This is a genomic window from Marinibaculum pumilum (assembly GCF_042646425.1).
In the GTDB taxonomy this organism is placed as follows: Bacteria; Pseudomonadota; Alphaproteobacteria; order Ferrovibrionales; family Ferrovibrionaceae; genus Marinibaculum; species Marinibaculum pumilum.
Genome location: NZ_JBHRTR010000031.1, coordinates 336,182 through 351,452 on the forward strand (window position 1 = coordinate 336,182; position 15,271 = coordinate 351,452).

A 15,271-nucleotide genomic window follows, 5' to 3' on the forward strand; every position below is an offset into this window, starting at 1 on the left:
AGCGGTGTGAAGCCTCGAGGCTGGCGGAATGGATCCCGGCTCTAGGCCGGGATGACGCCGGTGGATGGGGCCCGGCAGAGTTCGTGGCCGCTCTATTCCATGAGCAGCGGGATGGCCGGGTCCGCCCTTTCGGGGCCCATGGCGGTGTAGCCGCCGTCGACCCGGATATCGGTGCCGGTGATGAAGCCGGCCGCGTCGGAGCAGAGGAAGAGCACCGCGCCGGCGACTTCCTCCGGGTCGCCAGTGCGGCCCAGCAGGTGGAAAGGGGCGGCGACCCGGTCGGTCTTCGCCCGGTCGCCGCCGGTCAGCTCGTCCATGATGTTGGACCAGGTCCAGCCGGGAGAGACGGCATTCACCCGGATCCCGTCCGGCGCCAGGTCCATCGCCTGGTTGCGGGTGAGCTGCAGGATCGCCGCCTTCGACACCGGATAGAGCCAGCGGCCGGTCTGTGCGACCCGGGAGGAGATCGAGCCGAAATTGACGATTGCGCCGCGGTTGCGCGCCAGCTCCTCTCGCGCGGCCTGCATCAGCATGACGGAGCCGACAATGTTGACGTCCAGCGCCTCCAGCCATTCGGCGCGGGTGGAATCGCGGCCATTGTCCAGATAGGTGCAGGCGACGTTCACCAGGAAGTCGATGCGGCCGAAGCTGTCCTTCGTGGCCTGCACCAGGCCTGCGATCTGGTCGTTGTCGCGCAGGTCGGTCTGCCGGAAGGCGATGCCGTCGGCGACCAGTGCCTCGCCCGCCTCGGTGGCGATATCGGCCGCCATCACCTTCGTGCCCGCCGCGCGGAACGCCGCGACGATCGCCGCGCCGATCTTCGTCGCGCCGCCGGGTACGATCGCCACCTTGCCGTCCAGCCCCTTCATCAGACCGCTCCCCGTTCCTTTGCGTCGGGGAAAGGATCGGGGCGGGGCAGGGGACCGGCTATCCGGATTCCGCAGTCAATGTCCGGATTGCGAATTTATTGTTACCAGCCGACGGACGGATTGTTACGCTTGTGTGGGAATTGCCGTTCCGGGACGGGAGCCGCCATGACGGCCGAACAGTCCGTGCCGCTTGCCGGGCATATGCTGTTTCGCAGCCGCGACCTCGACGAGGCGCGCGACCGGGTGGCGCGCGTCTTCTGCCCGCACCGGCTGGAGACGATCGGCAGGGGCAGCCGGCTGGACGCGCGGCACCACCACTATCCGGGCGAGCGGCTGTCGCTGAACTATATCGACTATGGCGCCAAGGCCCTGATCGCGCCGGGCGAGCTGCAGGATTTCTTCCTGCTGCAGATCCCGCTGTCGGGCAGTGCGGCGATCGTGAACGGCACCCAGGACTACTGCTCCCATCCCGGCCGTGCCGCGCTGCTGAACCCGCACCTGGCCACCCGCATGATCTGGGACGAGAACTGCCGCCAGGTGCTGGTGTGGATCGAGCGGCAGGCGCTGGAGCGCTTCCTCGCCGAACAGAGCGGCGCGCCTTTGCGCCGGCCGCTGACCTTCCTGGGCGGCCTGGACATGACCCGGCCCGAAGGCGCGCGACTGCGGCGCCTGGTGATGCATCTGGTGGCGGAGGTCGATGCCGGCATTCCGAGCATCGGCACCGGCGGGCTGATGGGGCGCCAGATCGAGGCCGCGGTGATGGCCGGCCTGCTGGAAGCCGCCGCCCACGACCAGGGCGATGCCGCGGATGCCGGCGCCGCGTTGCCGCGGCAGGTCCGCCGGGCGGAGGCCTTCATCATGGCCAACCTGGAACAGGCACTCGCGCTGGAGGATATCGCACGGGCCGCCGGTGTCAGCATGCGCGGCCTGCAGCAGGGTTTCCGCGACCATCGCGACACAACCCCGATGGCGTTCCTGCGCGACGCCCGCCTGGAGCGCGCCCATCGCGACCTGCAATCGGCCGCACCGGGCTGCAACGTCACCGCGGTGGCGCTGCGCTGGGGCTTCGCCCATCTGGGCCGCTTCGCGCAGGTCTACCGGGCGCGCTACGGCTGCAGCCCGGGGCAGACCCTGAATGCCGCCCGGGGAGCCGGGTTCGAAGGGTAGGGGCGGCGCCTCATTCTTACCCGTCACTCTCGGGCCTGACCCGAGAGTCCATTCCGCCGGCCCTGCGGAGCCTCGCCGCCGGCGGAATGGATCCTTGCCCCACAGAACTCACGTCTTGGGGCGAGGATGACAGGGCAGGTAGGGTCCGCCGCCGCTCAGGCCGCGCGTTCGGTCGGCACACCCTTGTCGTCGAGGTACTGCTGCAGCTCGCCGGTCTCGAACATCTCGCGGATGATGTCGCAGCCGCCGACGAACTCGCCCTTCACGTAGAGCTGCGGGATGGTCGGCCAGTTGGAGAATTCCTTGATGCCCTGGCGGATCTCCGGATCGGTCAGGACGTCGATGGAATTGAACTTCACGCCCATATGGTTGAGCACCTGGACGACCACGGAAGAGAAGCCGCATTGCGGAAAGACCGGAGTGCCCTTCATGAACAGCATGACCGGGGCGGTCTCGATCTCCTGGCGGATACGCTCGTGGACGGTGTTCTCGCTCATCTCGGATGTCCCTGCTGAAGTGTGTCGATGCGCCGGTGCGGGAGGTCTCTGGAAAGGTCAGTCCGGGGCATAGGTCTGCAGCGCCAGGGCGTGCAGGGCATCGCCCATGCGGCCCTGCAGCGCGGCATAGACCATCTGGTGCTGCTGCACCCGGGTCTTGCCTTTGAAGGCGGGGGAGGAGACATGGGCGGCATAATGGTCGCCGTCGCCGCGCAGGTCCTCGATCCGCACCTCGGCGTCGGGGATCCCCTGCCGGATCAGCTGCTCGATCTCGCCCGCACTCATCGCCATCGCAAGTCCCCGCCTTTCGTCCGTTCCTGAACCTGTTCCACCCGGGCCTGGGCTAGCGCGCCATGTAGCCGGGCAGCCAGCCTTCATGCACATCGGCCAGCGCGTCGACGGATATGGTGAACGCATCCGTCACAGTCAATTTCGCGTCCGTCACCCGACCGATGGCTGTCACCGGCACCTCGGCCGCCGCTGCAGCCTGCTGCACGGTCTCCGCCAGGTCCGTTGGCACTGCCAGCAGGTAGCGGGCCTGGTCCTCACCGAACGCCCAGGCCGCCAGGCGCGCCTTGTCCGACCCCGGGTCGATGCCGGCCGGCCGGTCCAGCGCCGCGCCGCGGCCGCCGGCCATCGCCATCTCCGCGACCGCCACCAGCAGGCCGCCGTCGGACAGGTCGTGGCAGGTGTCGACACCCAGCTCCGCGATCGTCCGGCGTACGAAATCGCCGTTTCGCCGCTCCGCCTGCAGGTCGACCGGCGGCGGCGGGCCCGCCTCCTGGCCCAGCACCTCGCGCAGATAGAGCGACTGGCCCAGATGGCCCCGGCTCTCGCCGACCAGCAGCAGGATATCGCCGTCCCGCTTCAGCGCGACGGAGGCGGTGCGCGCCAGGTCGTCGATCACACCGACCGCGCCGATCGCCGGAGTGGGCAGGATCGCCCGGCCGTCGGTTTCGTTGTAGAGGGAGACATTGCCGCTGACGACCGGGAAGTCGAGCGCCAGGCAGGCGGCCTTCATGCCCTGGATGCAGCCGACGAACTGGCCCATCACCTCCGGCCGTTCCGGATTGCCGAAGTTCATGTTGTCGGTGACCGCGCGCGGCAGGGCGCCGACCGCATTCAGGTTGCGCCAGGCCTCCGCCACCGCCTGCGCGCCGCCGGTCTCCGGATGCGCGCGGCAGTAGCGCGGCGTGCAGTCGGTGGTCATCGCCAGGCCGCGGCCCGGCCGGCCGCCGGTGGCGGAGCCATGGATGCGCACCACGGCCGCGTCGCCGCCCGGACGCTGCACGGTGTCGGCCATCACCGTGTGGTCGTACTGCTCCCAGATCCAGCGCCGGCTGGCGATGTCCGGGCAGCCCATCAGGGTGCGCAGCGCATCCTCCAGGCCGCCCGGCGCCTCCGGCGGCTCGACGGAGGCGGGCGGCGGGGTCGGCACCCAGGGGCGGTCGTATTCCGGCGAGGCCTTGGCCAGCGGGTCGATCGGCAGGTCGCCGACGGTGTCGCCGTGGAAGCGCAGCACCATCCGGCCGGTATCGGTCAGATGGCCGATCACGGCGAAGTCCAGCTCCCACTTGCGGAAGATCGCCTCGGCCTCCGCCTCGCGGCCCTGCGCCAGGACCATCAGCATACGTTCCTGGCTTTCCGACAGCATCATCTCGTAGGGGGTCATGCCCGTCTCGCGGCAAGGCACCCGGTCCAGGTCGAGCGCGATGCCGACCCCGCCGGAGGAGGCCATCTCGAACGACGACGAGGTCAGTCCTGCCGCGCCCATGTCCTGGATCGCCACGATCGCGTCGGTCGCCATCAGTTCCAGGCAGGCCTCGATCAGCAGCTTCTCGGTGAACGGGTCGCCGACCTGCACTGTCGGCCGTTTCTCCTCCGCATCCTCGGAGAATTCCGCCGACGCCATGGTGGCGCCGTGGATGCCGTCGCGGCCGGTCTTCGACCCGACATAGACCACGGCATTGCCGATGCCGCTGGCGCGTGCGGTGAAGATCCGGTCGGCGGGCGCGATGCCGACGGTCATGGCATTGACCAGGATGTTGCCGTTATAGCTGTCGTGGAAGTTCACCTCGCCGCCGACCGTCGGCACGCCCACGCAATTGCCGTAGCCACCGATGCCGGCAACGACGCCGCGCAGCAGGTGGCGGGTCTTCGGATGGTCCGGGCTGCCGAAGCGCAGGGCGTTCAGGTTGGCGACGGGCCGCGCGCCCATGGTGAAGACGTCGCGCAGGATGCCGCCGACCCCGGTCGCCGCGCCCTGATAGGGCTCGATAAACGACGGGTGATTGTGGCTTTCCATCTTGAAGATCGCCGCCAGCCCTTCGCCGATGTCGATCACGCCGGCATTCTCGCCGGGGCCGTGGATCACCCAGGGCGCCTTCGTCGGCAGTTCCTTCAGCCAGCGCTTGGACGACTTGTAGGAGCAATGCTCCGACCACATGACAGAAAAGATGCCGAGTTCCAGCAGGTTCGGCGCGCGGCCCATGATCTCCAGCACGCGGGCATACTCGGCCTCGGTCAGGCCGTGCTCGCGCACAATTTCCGGGGTCACTTCGGCGGCGGCGGTCACGACAGATGCTCCACGGCGGCGTCGAACATGGCACGGCCGTCCGCGCCGCCCAGCATCGCGTCCGCCAGGCGTTCGGGGTGCGGCATCATGCCGAGAATGCGGCCGCTCGGGTCGCAGATGCCGGCGATGTCGTCGAGCGACCCGTTCGGGTTCGCCGCCGGGCCGCGCGCGCCCTCCGCGGTGACATAGCGGAACACCACGCGGCCCTCGCCCTGCAGTTCGGCCAGGGTCTCGTCGTCGGCGTAGAAATTGCCGTCGTGATGGGCGACCGGGATGCGGATCACCGTGCCGGCATTGTAGCGCGACGTGAATGGCGCCGTGCTGCGCTCCACCTTCAGGTGCACGTCGCGGCAGACGAAGCGCTGGCTGGCATTGCGCAGCAGGGCGCCGGGCAGCAGGCCGGCCTCCTGCACGATCTGGAAGCCGTTGCAGATCGCCAGCACCGGCGTGCCGGCGCGGGCGCGGGCGACGACTTCCCGCATGATCGGCGAGTGCGCGGCGATGGCGCCGCAGCGCAGATAGTCGCCGTAGGAGAAGCCGCCCGGCACCACGATCAGGTCCAGCGCGGGCAGCTGGGTCTCGCCATGCCAGACCATCGTCGTCGGCCGGCCGGTGCTCTGTTCCAGGGCGACCGCCACGTCGCGGTCGCAGTTGGAGGCGGGGAAGACGATCACGCCAGCTTTCATGGGGCGTCCGTTCGCTGCCGGAAAGTAGGAGGGGAGGGGCCGAGCCGCTGCGACTCAGGGGGCATCGATCTCGATGGCGTAGCTCTCGACCACCGGGTTGGCCAGCAGCCGGTCACACATCTCCTTCACCGCCGCCTCCGCCGCGTCCCGGTCCTCATAGCCCAGGTCGATGTCGAAGAACTTGCCCTGGCGGACATCGCCGACCTGGTCGAAGCCCAGGCTGTGCAGGGCATGGTTGATCGCCCGCCCCTGCGGGTCCAGGACGCCTGGTTTCAGGGTGACATGCACGCGCGCCTTCATGGGCCGACCTGCCTTCCGGTTGCCGGCGCCGTCGAAGACCCCGGGGTGGACCCCCGGGCGCCCCGGGACGGGGCGGGCGGCCGGTTACTGCATGGTGCTGGGGCCGGGCATATCGCGGGGGCCGCTTTCAGGCAAGATGCCAAGTCGCCGGGCGACCTCCTGATAGGCTTCGGCCACATTGCCCAGGTCCCGGCGGAAGCGGTCCTTGTCCATCCGTTCGTTGGTCTGGATGTCCCACAGGCGGCACGAATCGGGGCTGATCTCGTCGGCCAGCATGATCCGCATCTCGTCGCCATGCCAGTAGCGGCCGAACTCCAGCTTGAAGTCGACCAGGCGGATGCCGATGCCCAGGAACAGCCCGGACAGGAAGTCGTTCACCCGCAGCGCCAGGTGCATCAGCTCGTCCAGCTCGTGCGTGTTCGACCAGCCGAAGGCGGTAATATGTTCCTCGGTGACCATCGGGTCGCCGAGCTCGTCGCTCTTCAGGTAGAACTCGATGATCGAGCGGGGCAGCTGCGTGCCCTCGGCGACGCCGAGCCGCTTCGACAGCGAGCCGGCGGCGACGTTCCGCACCACGACCTCCAGCGGGATGATCTCCACCTCCTTGATCAGCTGCTCGCGCATGTTCAGGCGGCGGACGAAGTGGGTGGGGATGCCGATATCGTTCAGCCGGGTCATCAGATATTCCGAGATCCGGTTGTTCAGCACGCCCTTGCCGGTGATCGTGGCCTTCTTCTGGTTGTTGAACGCGGTGGTGTCGTCCTTGAAGTACTGCACCAGGGTTCCGGGTTCCGGACCCTCGTAGAGCACCTTGGCTTTTCCTTCGTAGACGCGGCGGCGGCGGGACATATGGCGAATCCTGATCGTTGCTGCGCGCATCGCGGCCCGGCCGCCGGCGCCGGCCGCGCATCGCACGGTCTCGACATGCCGGGGCGGCGCTGACGCGGCACACGGGTAAACAAAGCCGGCAATCCAATCGGAATGTTCCGACCAGACCACCGGCATCAAATCATAATGGCATTTCGACGCCGCCGGCACAAGGCTCCGGCGCCGGCGCGACAGCCGCCCAGGCGCACAGCATATGCTTGATTTGCTGCGGCCTGCGGGATATGGCACACCAGCCTTCAGGTCCAGTTTCAGGCCCGGCCCGGCGCGCGGCAAAAATGATCGCGCGCGGCCGGCTCTCAGCGGGAGTGTTTCATGTCCACATTCGACGAGCGCGAAAAGGGGTACGAGGCCAAGTACGTCCACGACGAGGCCACGACCTTCAAGATCATGTCCCGCCGCAACAAGCTTCTCGGCCTTTGGGTCGCGGAGCGGATGGGCAAGTCGGGTGCGGATGCCGAGGCCTATGCCAAGGAGGTCGTGATGGCCGACCTGGACGAGCCCGGCGAGGAGGACGTCTTCCGCAAGGTCCGCGGCGACCTGGACAAGACGGCGGCGCATGTCACCGACAACGAGATCCGTCGCCAGATGGCGGACCTGCTTGTCACGGCCCGGCAGCAGATCCTGGAAAGCAAGTAGGCGCCTCCCGGCCCGCTCTGCCCGCCGATCCCGGGTCCGGCGGTTCCGGACCCGTCGATCAGATCTGTGCCGGTGCGCCAAGCCGCCGGGGGCCGGTCATTCCCTTTCGACCAGGGTGAAGGTGGCATGCGGCAGGTTCGCGACCTGCACCGCATGCACGTTCACCTTCTCGTTGCCGCCGAAGCTGGTGCCCAGCTTGCCCTGCGCATCGAGGGTCCATCGCAGGGTGATCGGTGTCCCGTAGCCGGTCAGGACGATCAGGCCGGACTGTCCGCCCGGCCCGTCGGTCTGCGCCCGGATCAGCTCTGCCGCATAGACTTCCAGGGTCGCGCCGCGTTGCGGCGCATCGCCGAGCCAGTGCCCCCCGTCGATACTGGCCTCCTCAAGGGTGAAGTCGGCCATCGTCAGGTTGCTCAGGTTCACGCTGACGACCGACGGCTTTGCCTCCTGCGCAATGGCGGGCCGCCGGGCGTCCGGTGCGAAGGCGACTGCCGCCGTCAGTGCGGCAGCCAGGCATGCGACAGCCAGGGAACTCATCGGCATGTGGTGCTCCTTCCGGATTGACGGCGCGGTACCGCCCCGAAGCTCCGGGAGCTATGCGGCCGCCTCGACCCGACCATTATCGTCGAAGACCCGTCGAAAGACGGTGTCGACATGTTTCAGGTGATGCTTCAGGTCGAACAGGGCCGCCAGATCGTCGCTCGACAGGTGCGCCGTGACCTCCGGGTCGGCCTGCAGCAGGGCCAGCAGCTCGCCCTTGCCCTGCCAGACGGCCATCGCATGGCCCTGCACCTTGGCATAGGCGTCCTCGCGGCTCATGCCGGCCTGGGTCAGCGCCAGCAGGACCTGCTGCGAATGGATCAGGCCGGACAGCCGGTTCAGGTTGCGGGCCATGTTCTCCGGATAGACCACCAGCTTGTCGACCACGCCGGCCAGGCGCACCAGGGCGAAGTCCAGGTGCACGGTGGCATCCGGGCCGATGCCGCGTTCCACCGAGGAATGGCTGATGTCGCGCTCGTGCCACAGCGCCACATTCTCCATCGCCGGGGTGACGGCGGAGCGGACCAGCCGCGCCAGCCCGGTCAGGTTCTCCGTCAGCACCGGGTTGCGCTTGTGCGGCATGGCCGACGAGCCCTTCTGGCCCGGCGCGAAATATTCCTCCGCCTCCAGCACCTCGGTGCGCTGCAGGTGGCGGATCTCCGTCGCCAGCGCCTCCACCGAACTGGCGATCACGCCCAGGGTGGCGAAGTACATCGCGTGGCGGTCGCGCGGGATCACCTGGGTGGAGATCGGTTCCGGCACCAGGCCCAGCTTGGCCGCGACATGCGCCTCCACCTTCGGGTCGATATGGGCGAAGGTGCCGACCGCGCCGGAAATGGCGCAGGTCGCGACCTCCTTCCGGGCCTGTGCCATGCGGGCACGGGCGCGCCGGAAGGCGGCATAATGGCCGGCCAGCTTCAGGCCGAAGGTGGTGGGCTCCGCATGGATGCCGTGGCTGCGGCCGATGCAGGGCGTGTCCTTGAACTCCAGGGCGCGCTTCTTCAGTGCGGCCAGCACCAGGTCCAGGTCGTCCAGCAGGATGTCGGCAGCCTGCACCAGCTGCACCGCCAGGCAGGTGTCCAGCACGTCCGACGAGGTCATGCCCTGGTGGACGAAGCGCGCCGGCGGGCCGACATGCTCGGCCAGGTTGGTCAGGAAGGCGATCACGTCATGGCGGGTCTCGCGCTCGATCGCGTCGATGCGGTCGACCTCGAAGCGGCCCTTCTCCCAGACAGCCTTCGCTGCGTCCTTCGGGATCACGCCCAGCGCCGCCTGTGCGTCGCAGGCATGGGCCTCGATCTCGAACCAGATGCGGAACTTGTTTTCCGGCTCCCAGATCTCGGCCATCTTCGGGCGGGTGTAGCGGGGAATCATGGCATGCGATCCTGACGTGTCGACGGGCCGGCCGGTGGTGCCGGCGCGCCCCGGGTTATAGCAGCTTCGGCGGCGGCGTGCGCAGCGCGGCCGCCCGACAGGAGGCGGGTATGCCGACCATCAGGGATGCCGACGCGGCCGACCTGCCGCAGATCCTGGCGATCTACAACGAGGTGATCGCCAGTTCCACCGCGGTCTATTCGGAGACACCGGTCGACCTGGCGGAGCGGCAGGCCTGGCTGGCGGCGAAACAGGCGGCCGGCCATCCCGTCCTGGTCGCCGTCGAGGCCGATGGAAGCGTCGCCGGCTTCGCCAGTTTCGGTCCCTGGCGGGGCGCCTGGTCCGGCTATCGCCATACGGTGGAGCATTCGGTCCATGTGCAGGCCGGCAGCCGCGGCAGCGGCGTCGGAGGGGCGCTGATGGAGGGTCTGTTCCCGCGTGCGGCGGCGCAGGGCATGCATGTGATGATCGGCGGCATCGACGCGGCGAATGCCGGTTCGCTGCGCTTCCACCAGCGGCTCGGCTTCGTGGAGGTGGCGCATTTCCGCGAGGTGGGCGTGAAATTCGGCCGCTGGCTCGACCTCGTCTTCATGCAGCGCTTCCTGACCGCGCCGGGGGGGACGCCGCCAAACGGACAGCCATCCGGCGCCTGACGTCAGGCGGCGTCGATTTCCTCTTGCAGCGCCGCGATGTGCTGCGCCGCGGCGGAGGTGGCGGCCCGTTCAATGGCGCGATAGCGGCTGATCACCGCCAGGCCGACATTGGTCAGCTGGGCGCCGCCGCCGCGGCGGCCGCCGGTCTGCGCGGCCACCACCGGTTTGCCGAAGATCTGATTCATCTCCTCCACCAGGTCCCAGGCATGCTTGTAGGACATGTTCATCGCCCGGGCGCCGGCGGAGATCGAGCCGAAGGCGGCGATCTGCTCCAGCAGCTCGATCTTGCCCGGGCCGATCCGGCCGTCGGGGTCCAGGTCGATCCTGAGGCTGAGCGACGGCATCGGCTCCGTCCTCCTCCGTCCGGTGGTGCGGCCGGTGAGGGGGATGCGCGGCCGGTCGGTCCTGTCTATCGCAGAGGCACGGCCCCGGCAATTGCCCCGGCCCCGGCATCCGTTTCACTGCCGGCGCGCGGTGCCAGCACGGCGCTCTTCACCTGCGCATGGACTGCCATGCCTTCCGCCAGCCCCAGCGAATCCCAGGACCGCCGGGTGACCCGCGCCAGCAGGCGGGCGCCGGCACCATCGACGCCCAGCGCCAGGACAGCCAGCATCTGGTGCGGCCCGGCCTGCGCGACCGCATCGATGCGCGCCGGCAGCACGTTCAGGATGGTGGTGCCGCGCGCCGGCTCCAGGGTCAGGCTGACATCGCCGGCGCCGATCCGCAGGCGCAGCCGGCGGCCTGTCGCCGGCGGCGCATCGACCGGCACCAGGAAGCGCCCGCCGGGAACCTCCAGCCGGGCCAGGCCATAGGCCGGGTCGTGCCCCGTCACCTCCGCTTCCAGGCTGACCGCGGCGTCACGCTGCAGCGCCAGCGGCAGCGACGGATCGGTCTGCAGGCGGGCGAGGGGGCCGCTGGCCGTCACCCGGCCCGCCGACATCAGCACCAGCATGTCGGCCAGGCGCTCCACCTCCGCCATGTCGTGACTGACATAGAGCACCGGCAGGGACAGGCTGCCATGCAGCCGTTCCAGGAAGGGCAGGATCTCTTCCCGTGCCGCGCGGTCCAGGGCGGCCAGCGGTTCGTCCATCAGCAGCAGCCGCGGCTGCGACAGCAGCGCCCGGCCGATGGCGACCCGCTGCCGCTCGCCGCCCGACAGCCGTGCGGTGGCCCGTGTCAGCAGCGGTGCCAGCCCCAGCAGCGCGACCACCTCGTCGAAGCCGATGCCGCCGTCCGCGGCGGCGGGCGGCCGGCCGCGACTGGCATAAAGCAGGTTGCGGCGCACAGAGAGATGCGCGAACAGGCTCGCCTCCTGGAAGACATAGCCGACCGCCCGGCGGTGCGGCGGCAGGAACGCGGTGTCGTCCTGCCAGCTTTCTCCCGCCACCCGGCAATGGCCGGCCAGGCGCTGCAGGCCGGCAATGCAGCGCAGGACGCTGGTCTTGCCGCAGCCGGACGGCCCGAACAGGGCGGTCACCCCGCGCGCGGGCACCGCGAAGGCGGCATCCAGGTCGAAGCCGCCGAGCCGGCCGCGGAAGGCGATGTCGATCAGCGGGCCTGTCATCGCCCGACCCGGCGCAGGCGCTTTTCCAAGAGGGTCATCGCCAGGATCACCGCGAAGGCGAAGGCGACCATGCCCGCGGCGATGATGTTCGCCTCCTGCCAGCGCAGGGTCTCCACATAGTCGTAGATCGCCACCGACAGGACCCGGGTTTCCCCCGGGATGTTGCCGCCGATCATCAGCACCACGCCGAACTCGCCCACGGTATGGGCGAAGCCCAGTACGGCGCCGGTCAGGAAGCCGGGCCGGGCGAGCGGCACCGCGACGCTCCAGAAGGCGCGGGCGGGGGAGGCGCGCAGGGTCGCCGCGACCTCCAGCGGGCGGTCGCCGACGGCCTCGAAGGCGTTGCGGATCGGCTGCACCACGAAGGGCAGGGAATAGATCACGGAGCCGATCACCAGCCCCTCGAAGGTGAAGGCCAGGGTGCGGGCGCCCCACAGGCCGGCCAGCGCGCCGCCGGGCCCGTCGGGGCCCAGCGCCACCAGCAGGTAGAAGCCCAGGACGGTCGGCGGCAGGACCAGCGGCAGGGCGACGATCGCCGCCACGATCTCCTTCCAGCGGGCGGGGGAGCGCGCCAGCCACCAGGCCAGCGGCGTGCCGGCCAGCAGCAGGATCAGGGTGGTGACGGCGGCCAGCGCGATGGTCAGCCGCACCGCATCCCAGATCTCAGGCCCGATCCCGCTCACGCCCGTCCCGTCCCCCGACCCGATGCGCCGCGCGGCTGGCGGCGGAGGCCGTCACTGCATGCGGGTCTCATGGATGACCGGCCTCATCTCTGATCGCTGTCATAACCGTAGCGCGCGATGATCGAGCTGGCCTCGGGGCCCTTCAGGAAGGCCAGGAACGCGGCCGCGGTGGGATTGTCGCGTCCGCGCTGCAGCAGCACAGCGTCCTGCCGGATCGCCGGATGCAGGTCCGCCGGCACCAGCCAGCGCGAGCCGGCATCCTGGCCTGCGATCTGCGACAGGGCAACGAAACCCAGCGCGGCATTGCCGGACGCCACGAACTGGTAGGCCTGGGCGATATTGCTGCCGCGGACCAGCTGCGGCGCCAACGCGTCGAAGCGGCCCAGCGCCCGCAGCACCGCCACCGCCGCGACGCCGTAGGGCGCCGTTTCCGGATTGGCGATCGCCAGCGGCCCGACGCCGGCCGCCGCCAGTGTCTCCGGTCCCCTGACCAGGCCGGGGTCGCGGCTCCACAGCGCAAGCCGCCCGACGGCATAGGTGAAGCCGCTGCCGGGCACGGCCAGGCCCTCGGCCAGCGCGCGCGCCGGCCGTTCCGCATCGGCGGCAAGGAAGACATCGAAGGGGGCGCCCTGCACGATCTGGCCGTAGAGCTGGCCGGTGGACCCGAAGCTGAGCCTGACCCTACCGCCGCCCGCTGCCGCGAAGGCGGCGGCGATCTCCTGCGCCGCGGCGGTGAAGTTGGCGGCCACAGCGACCCGCGCCTCGGCCGCGACGGGGAGGGGCCGCAGCGCGGCCGCCATCGTCATCCCGGCCAGCAGCAGGCCGATGGCGGACATGCCGCGCCTCCAGAAGATCGACCGCATTCCTCTGCCCACTGGTGGCATCCCGGACGTTATATTCATTGGAACATAATAAAGTCGATCAGGCCCCGGTCTCAATCCAGATGATCGGCAACAGGCCACCGACCGCAGATGCCGCTATGCGAATCAAAAAAATAATTCAATATCAATAAATTATGGCGATTTCCTGCGGGCGGAATCCGGAAGCACGGCATCGCCGTTCACCGCTCCGCTGTCCGGAGGGATGGAGGGAGGGTGAATAACGTCCGGCTAGATCAGCTTCTGTGCGCGGAAGCTCAGGTGACCGCCGCGCACGATGATCAGGTGGTCGTGCAGCACGATGTCGACCGCCTTCAGCGCGTCCCGGACGGTGCGGGTCATCTGGATGTCCGCCTGCGAGGGGGCCGGGTTCCCGCTGGGATGGTTGTGCACCATGATCACCGCAGAGGCCTCCATTTCCAGCGCCCGCTTGACCACCTGGCGGGTATAGACGGGCGTATGGTTGACCACGCCACGCTGCTGCTCCTCGTCGTCGATCACCTGGTTCTGCACGTTCAGGAAGATCACCCGGAACTGCTCGACCGGCTCAAGGCCCATCCTCGCGCGGCAATAGTCGATCACCGCCTGTTCGGAACTCAGCGTGTCGGGGTCGAGCATCTTCTGGCGAAGGAGGCGCAGGCCCGCCTCGTGAACGACCTTGAGGCCCGCAGCTACCGCCGGCCCGCTGCCGTCGATGGCGGTGAGTTTCTCATACGGCGCCGAAAGAACGCCAGATAAGCCTTTGAATTCTTCGAGAAAAATCTTAGCCAGCGGTTTCACATCCTTGACCGGGATCAGTCCGATCAGGATGAGCTCGAGGATCTCGTAATCCTCCATGCCGCGACCGCCGCTTTCCAGGAAGCGTTGCCGCAAGCGCCCGCGATGGCCCTGCTTCCGCTTCTTCTCGGCGGCCTCTCTGTCGGCGGCCTTCCTGTCAGCGTCCCTGCTGTCAGGGGCCTCGCTTTCGGGCTGTACCCGCCCATCGACGAGAGACAGCGGAAGGCGCGGCTCTTCGGCCCCGACCCGGCTGGCACGACGGCGCGGCACGGCCGTACCCGGAAAAGCCGGGCCGCCGCCTTCAGGCGTAGGGCGGCTGGTGCAGGCCGGCGGGGGAGGCGGTGAAGATCTCCACCCCGTCCTCCGTCACCCCGACGGAATGCTCGTACTGGGCGGAAAGGGAACGGTCGCGGGTGACCGCGGTCCAGCCGTCCGACAGCATCCGCACCTGCCACTTGCCGGCATTCACCATCGGCTCGACGGTGAAGAACATGCCGGCGCGCAGGACGGTGCCGGTGCCGGGCTCGCCGTAGTGCAGGATGTTCGGCGCATCGTGGAAGACGCGGCCCAGCCCGTGGCCGCAGAAATCCCGCACGACGGAGAAGCGGTTGGCTTCCGCGAAGCTCTGGATGGCGTGGCCGATATCGCCCAGGGTCGCACCGGGGCGCACCGCCTGTATGCCGCGCATCATCGCCTCGTAGGTGATGTCGCACAGTTTCCGCGCCCGCACCCCGACCTCGCCGGCGAAGAACATCCGGCTGGTATCGCCGTGCCAGCCGTCCAGGATCACGGTGACGTCGATGTTCATCACATCGCCTTCGCGCAGGCGCTTGTCGCCCGGGATGCCGTGGCAGACGACATGGTTGATGCTGGTGCAGATCGACTTCGGAAAGCCGCGATAGCCCAGCGGTGCCGGGATCGCGCCATGGTCCATGATGAAGGCATGGCACAGCCGGTCCAGTTCGCCGGTGCTGACCCCGGGCTGCACGTGCGGCGTGATCATGTCCAGGCATTCCGCCGCCAGCCGTCCGGCGCGGCGCATCCCCTCGAACTCCTCGGGGCCGTGCAGCTTGATGGCATTCGAGCGGCGGGTGCGGCTCTCGGCCTCCTCGGCGGTGATGTAGTTCATGCCTGCGATCGTCCTTCTTGCCCTGGCCGGCAGGGCAGGGCCCTTGCCCGCCGGC

General features: G+C 69.1%; 18 protein-coding genes. 3 read left to right on the plus strand and 15 right to left on the minus strand.

What is annotated here, in order from left to right; translation table 11 throughout:
* Nucleotides 1-92: 92 nt before the first annotated feature.
* A complete protein-coding gene (locus tag ACFOGJ_RS19010; protein ID WP_379903447.1) occupies nucleotides 93-869 on the minus strand; it encodes an SDR family oxidoreductase in 777 nt (258 codons plus the stop codon).
* Nucleotides 870-1,034: 165 nt separating this feature from the next.
* Between ACFOGJ_RS19010 and ACFOGJ_RS19015 the strand changes: the two genes are divergently transcribed.
* Nucleotides 1,035-2,036, plus strand: coding sequence for an AraC family transcriptional regulator (locus tag ACFOGJ_RS19015; RefSeq protein ID WP_379903449.1), 1,002 nt, complete (start codon nucleotides 1,035-1,037; stop codon nucleotides 2,034-2,036).
* A 155-nt stretch (nucleotides 2,037-2,191) separates the two neighbouring features.
* Here ACFOGJ_RS19015 and grxD read toward each other — a convergent pair whose 3' ends face one another.
* The 6 genes from grxD to purC all read right to left on the minus strand — a co-directional run bounded on the left by grxD (nucleotide 2,192) and on the right by purC (nucleotide 6,943).
* Nucleotides 2,192-2,533 carry a Grx4 family monothiol glutaredoxin gene (gene grxD / locus ACFOGJ_RS19020; RefSeq protein ID WP_379903451.1) on the minus strand — a complete coding sequence of 114 codons (342 nt, stop codon included), beginning with the start codon at nucleotides 2,531-2,533 and terminating at the stop codon, nucleotides 2,192-2,194.
* A gap of 57 nt (nucleotides 2,534-2,590) precedes the next feature.
* Complete coding sequence (locus ACFOGJ_RS19025) at nucleotides 2,591-2,824, minus strand: BolA family protein (protein ID WP_379903453.1); 234 nt, start codon at nucleotides 2,822-2,824, stop codon at nucleotides 2,591-2,593.
* 52 nt (nucleotides 2,825-2,876) lie between these two features.
* The gene (purL, locus tag ACFOGJ_RS19030; RefSeq protein WP_379903455.1) at nucleotides 2,877-5,108 is read right to left on the minus strand and encodes a phosphoribosylformylglycinamidine synthase subunit PurL; all 2,232 of its coding nucleotides are present in this window, start codon (nucleotides 5,106-5,108) and stop codon (nucleotides 2,877-2,879) included.
* Nucleotides 5,105-5,794, minus strand: coding sequence for a phosphoribosylformylglycinamidine synthase subunit PurQ (gene purQ, locus ACFOGJ_RS19035; protein WP_379903457.1), 690 nt, complete (start codon nucleotides 5,792-5,794; stop codon nucleotides 5,105-5,107). The genes purL and purQ overlap by 4 nt, the downstream gene beginning before the upstream one ends.
* 54 nt (nucleotides 5,795-5,848) lie before the next feature.
* Entirely contained in the window at nucleotides 5,849-6,094 is a 246-nt protein-coding gene (gene purS / locus ACFOGJ_RS19040; RefSeq protein WP_379903459.1) for a phosphoribosylformylglycinamidine synthase subunit PurS, read from the minus strand.
* A gap of 84 nt (nucleotides 6,095-6,178) precedes the next feature.
* Nucleotides 6,179-6,943, minus strand: coding sequence for a phosphoribosylaminoimidazolesuccinocarboxamide synthase (gene purC, locus ACFOGJ_RS19045; protein ID WP_379903461.1), 765 nt, complete (start codon nucleotides 6,941-6,943; stop codon nucleotides 6,179-6,181).
* A gap of 351 nt (nucleotides 6,944-7,294) precedes the next feature.
* Between purC and ACFOGJ_RS19050 the strand changes: the two genes are divergently transcribed.
* Nucleotides 7,295-7,618 (plus strand): DUF1476 domain-containing protein, encoded by a 324-nt coding sequence (locus ACFOGJ_RS19050; protein ID WP_379903463.1) that lies wholly within the window; start codon nucleotides 7,295-7,297, stop codon nucleotides 7,616-7,618.
* A gap of 96 nt (nucleotides 7,619-7,714) precedes the next feature.
* On the opposite strand, the gene ACFOGJ_RS19055 is transcribed toward ACFOGJ_RS19050, so the two are convergent.
* Both ACFOGJ_RS19055 and purB read right to left on the minus strand, forming a co-directional pair.
* On the minus strand, nucleotides 7,715-8,155 hold the full coding sequence (locus ACFOGJ_RS19055; RefSeq protein ID WP_379903465.1) for a hypothetical protein: 441 nt from the start codon (nucleotides 8,153-8,155) through the stop codon (nucleotides 7,715-7,717).
* Between the two features lie 57 nt (nucleotides 8,156-8,212).
* Nucleotides 8,213-9,532, minus strand: a complete 1,320-nt coding sequence (gene purB / locus ACFOGJ_RS19060) for an adenylosuccinate lyase (protein WP_379903467.1) — start codon at nucleotides 9,530-9,532, stop codon at nucleotides 8,213-8,215.
* A 110-nt stretch (nucleotides 9,533-9,642) separates the two neighbouring features.
* On the opposite strand from purB, the gene ACFOGJ_RS19065 reads away from it, so the two are divergent.
* Entirely contained in the window at nucleotides 9,643-10,185 is a 543-nt protein-coding gene (locus ACFOGJ_RS19065; protein WP_379903469.1) for a GNAT family N-acetyltransferase, read from the plus strand.
* A 2-nt stretch (nucleotides 10,186-10,187) separates the two neighbouring features.
* Here ACFOGJ_RS19065 and ACFOGJ_RS19070 read toward each other — a convergent pair whose 3' ends face one another.
* From ACFOGJ_RS19070 to map, 6 genes are all read right to left on the minus strand, one after another.
* Complete coding sequence (locus ACFOGJ_RS19070) at nucleotides 10,188-10,529, minus strand: winged helix-turn-helix domain-containing protein (protein ID WP_379903471.1); 342 nt, start codon at nucleotides 10,527-10,529, stop codon at nucleotides 10,188-10,190.
* A 65-nt stretch (nucleotides 10,530-10,594) separates the two neighbouring features.
* A complete protein-coding gene (modC, locus tag ACFOGJ_RS19075) occupies nucleotides 10,595-11,749 on the minus strand; it encodes a molybdenum ABC transporter ATP-binding protein (RefSeq protein ID WP_379903473.1) in 1,155 nt (384 codons plus the stop codon).
* A complete protein-coding gene (modB, locus tag ACFOGJ_RS19080) occupies nucleotides 11,746-12,432 on the minus strand; it encodes a molybdate ABC transporter permease subunit (RefSeq protein WP_379903475.1) in 687 nt (228 codons plus the stop codon). Before modB ends, modC begins: the two co-directional genes overlap by 4 nt.
* Before the next feature lie 83 nt (nucleotides 12,433-12,515).
* Nucleotides 12,516-13,268 carry a molybdate ABC transporter substrate-binding protein gene (gene modA, locus ACFOGJ_RS19085; protein ID WP_379903477.1) on the minus strand — a complete coding sequence of 251 codons (753 nt, stop codon included), beginning with the start codon at nucleotides 13,266-13,268 and terminating at the stop codon, nucleotides 12,516-12,518.
* A 273-nt stretch (nucleotides 13,269-13,541) separates the two neighbouring features.
* Nucleotides 13,542-14,357, minus strand: coding sequence for a RadC family protein (gene radC / locus ACFOGJ_RS19090; protein WP_379903479.1), 816 nt, complete (start codon nucleotides 14,355-14,357; stop codon nucleotides 13,542-13,544).
* Nucleotides 14,358-14,388: 31 nt separating this feature from the next.
* Nucleotides 14,389-15,216 (minus strand): type I methionyl aminopeptidase, encoded by an 828-nt coding sequence (gene map / locus ACFOGJ_RS19095; protein ID WP_379903481.1) that lies wholly within the window; start codon nucleotides 15,214-15,216, stop codon nucleotides 14,389-14,391.
* Between the last annotated feature and the right edge of the window lie 55 nt (nucleotides 15,217-15,271).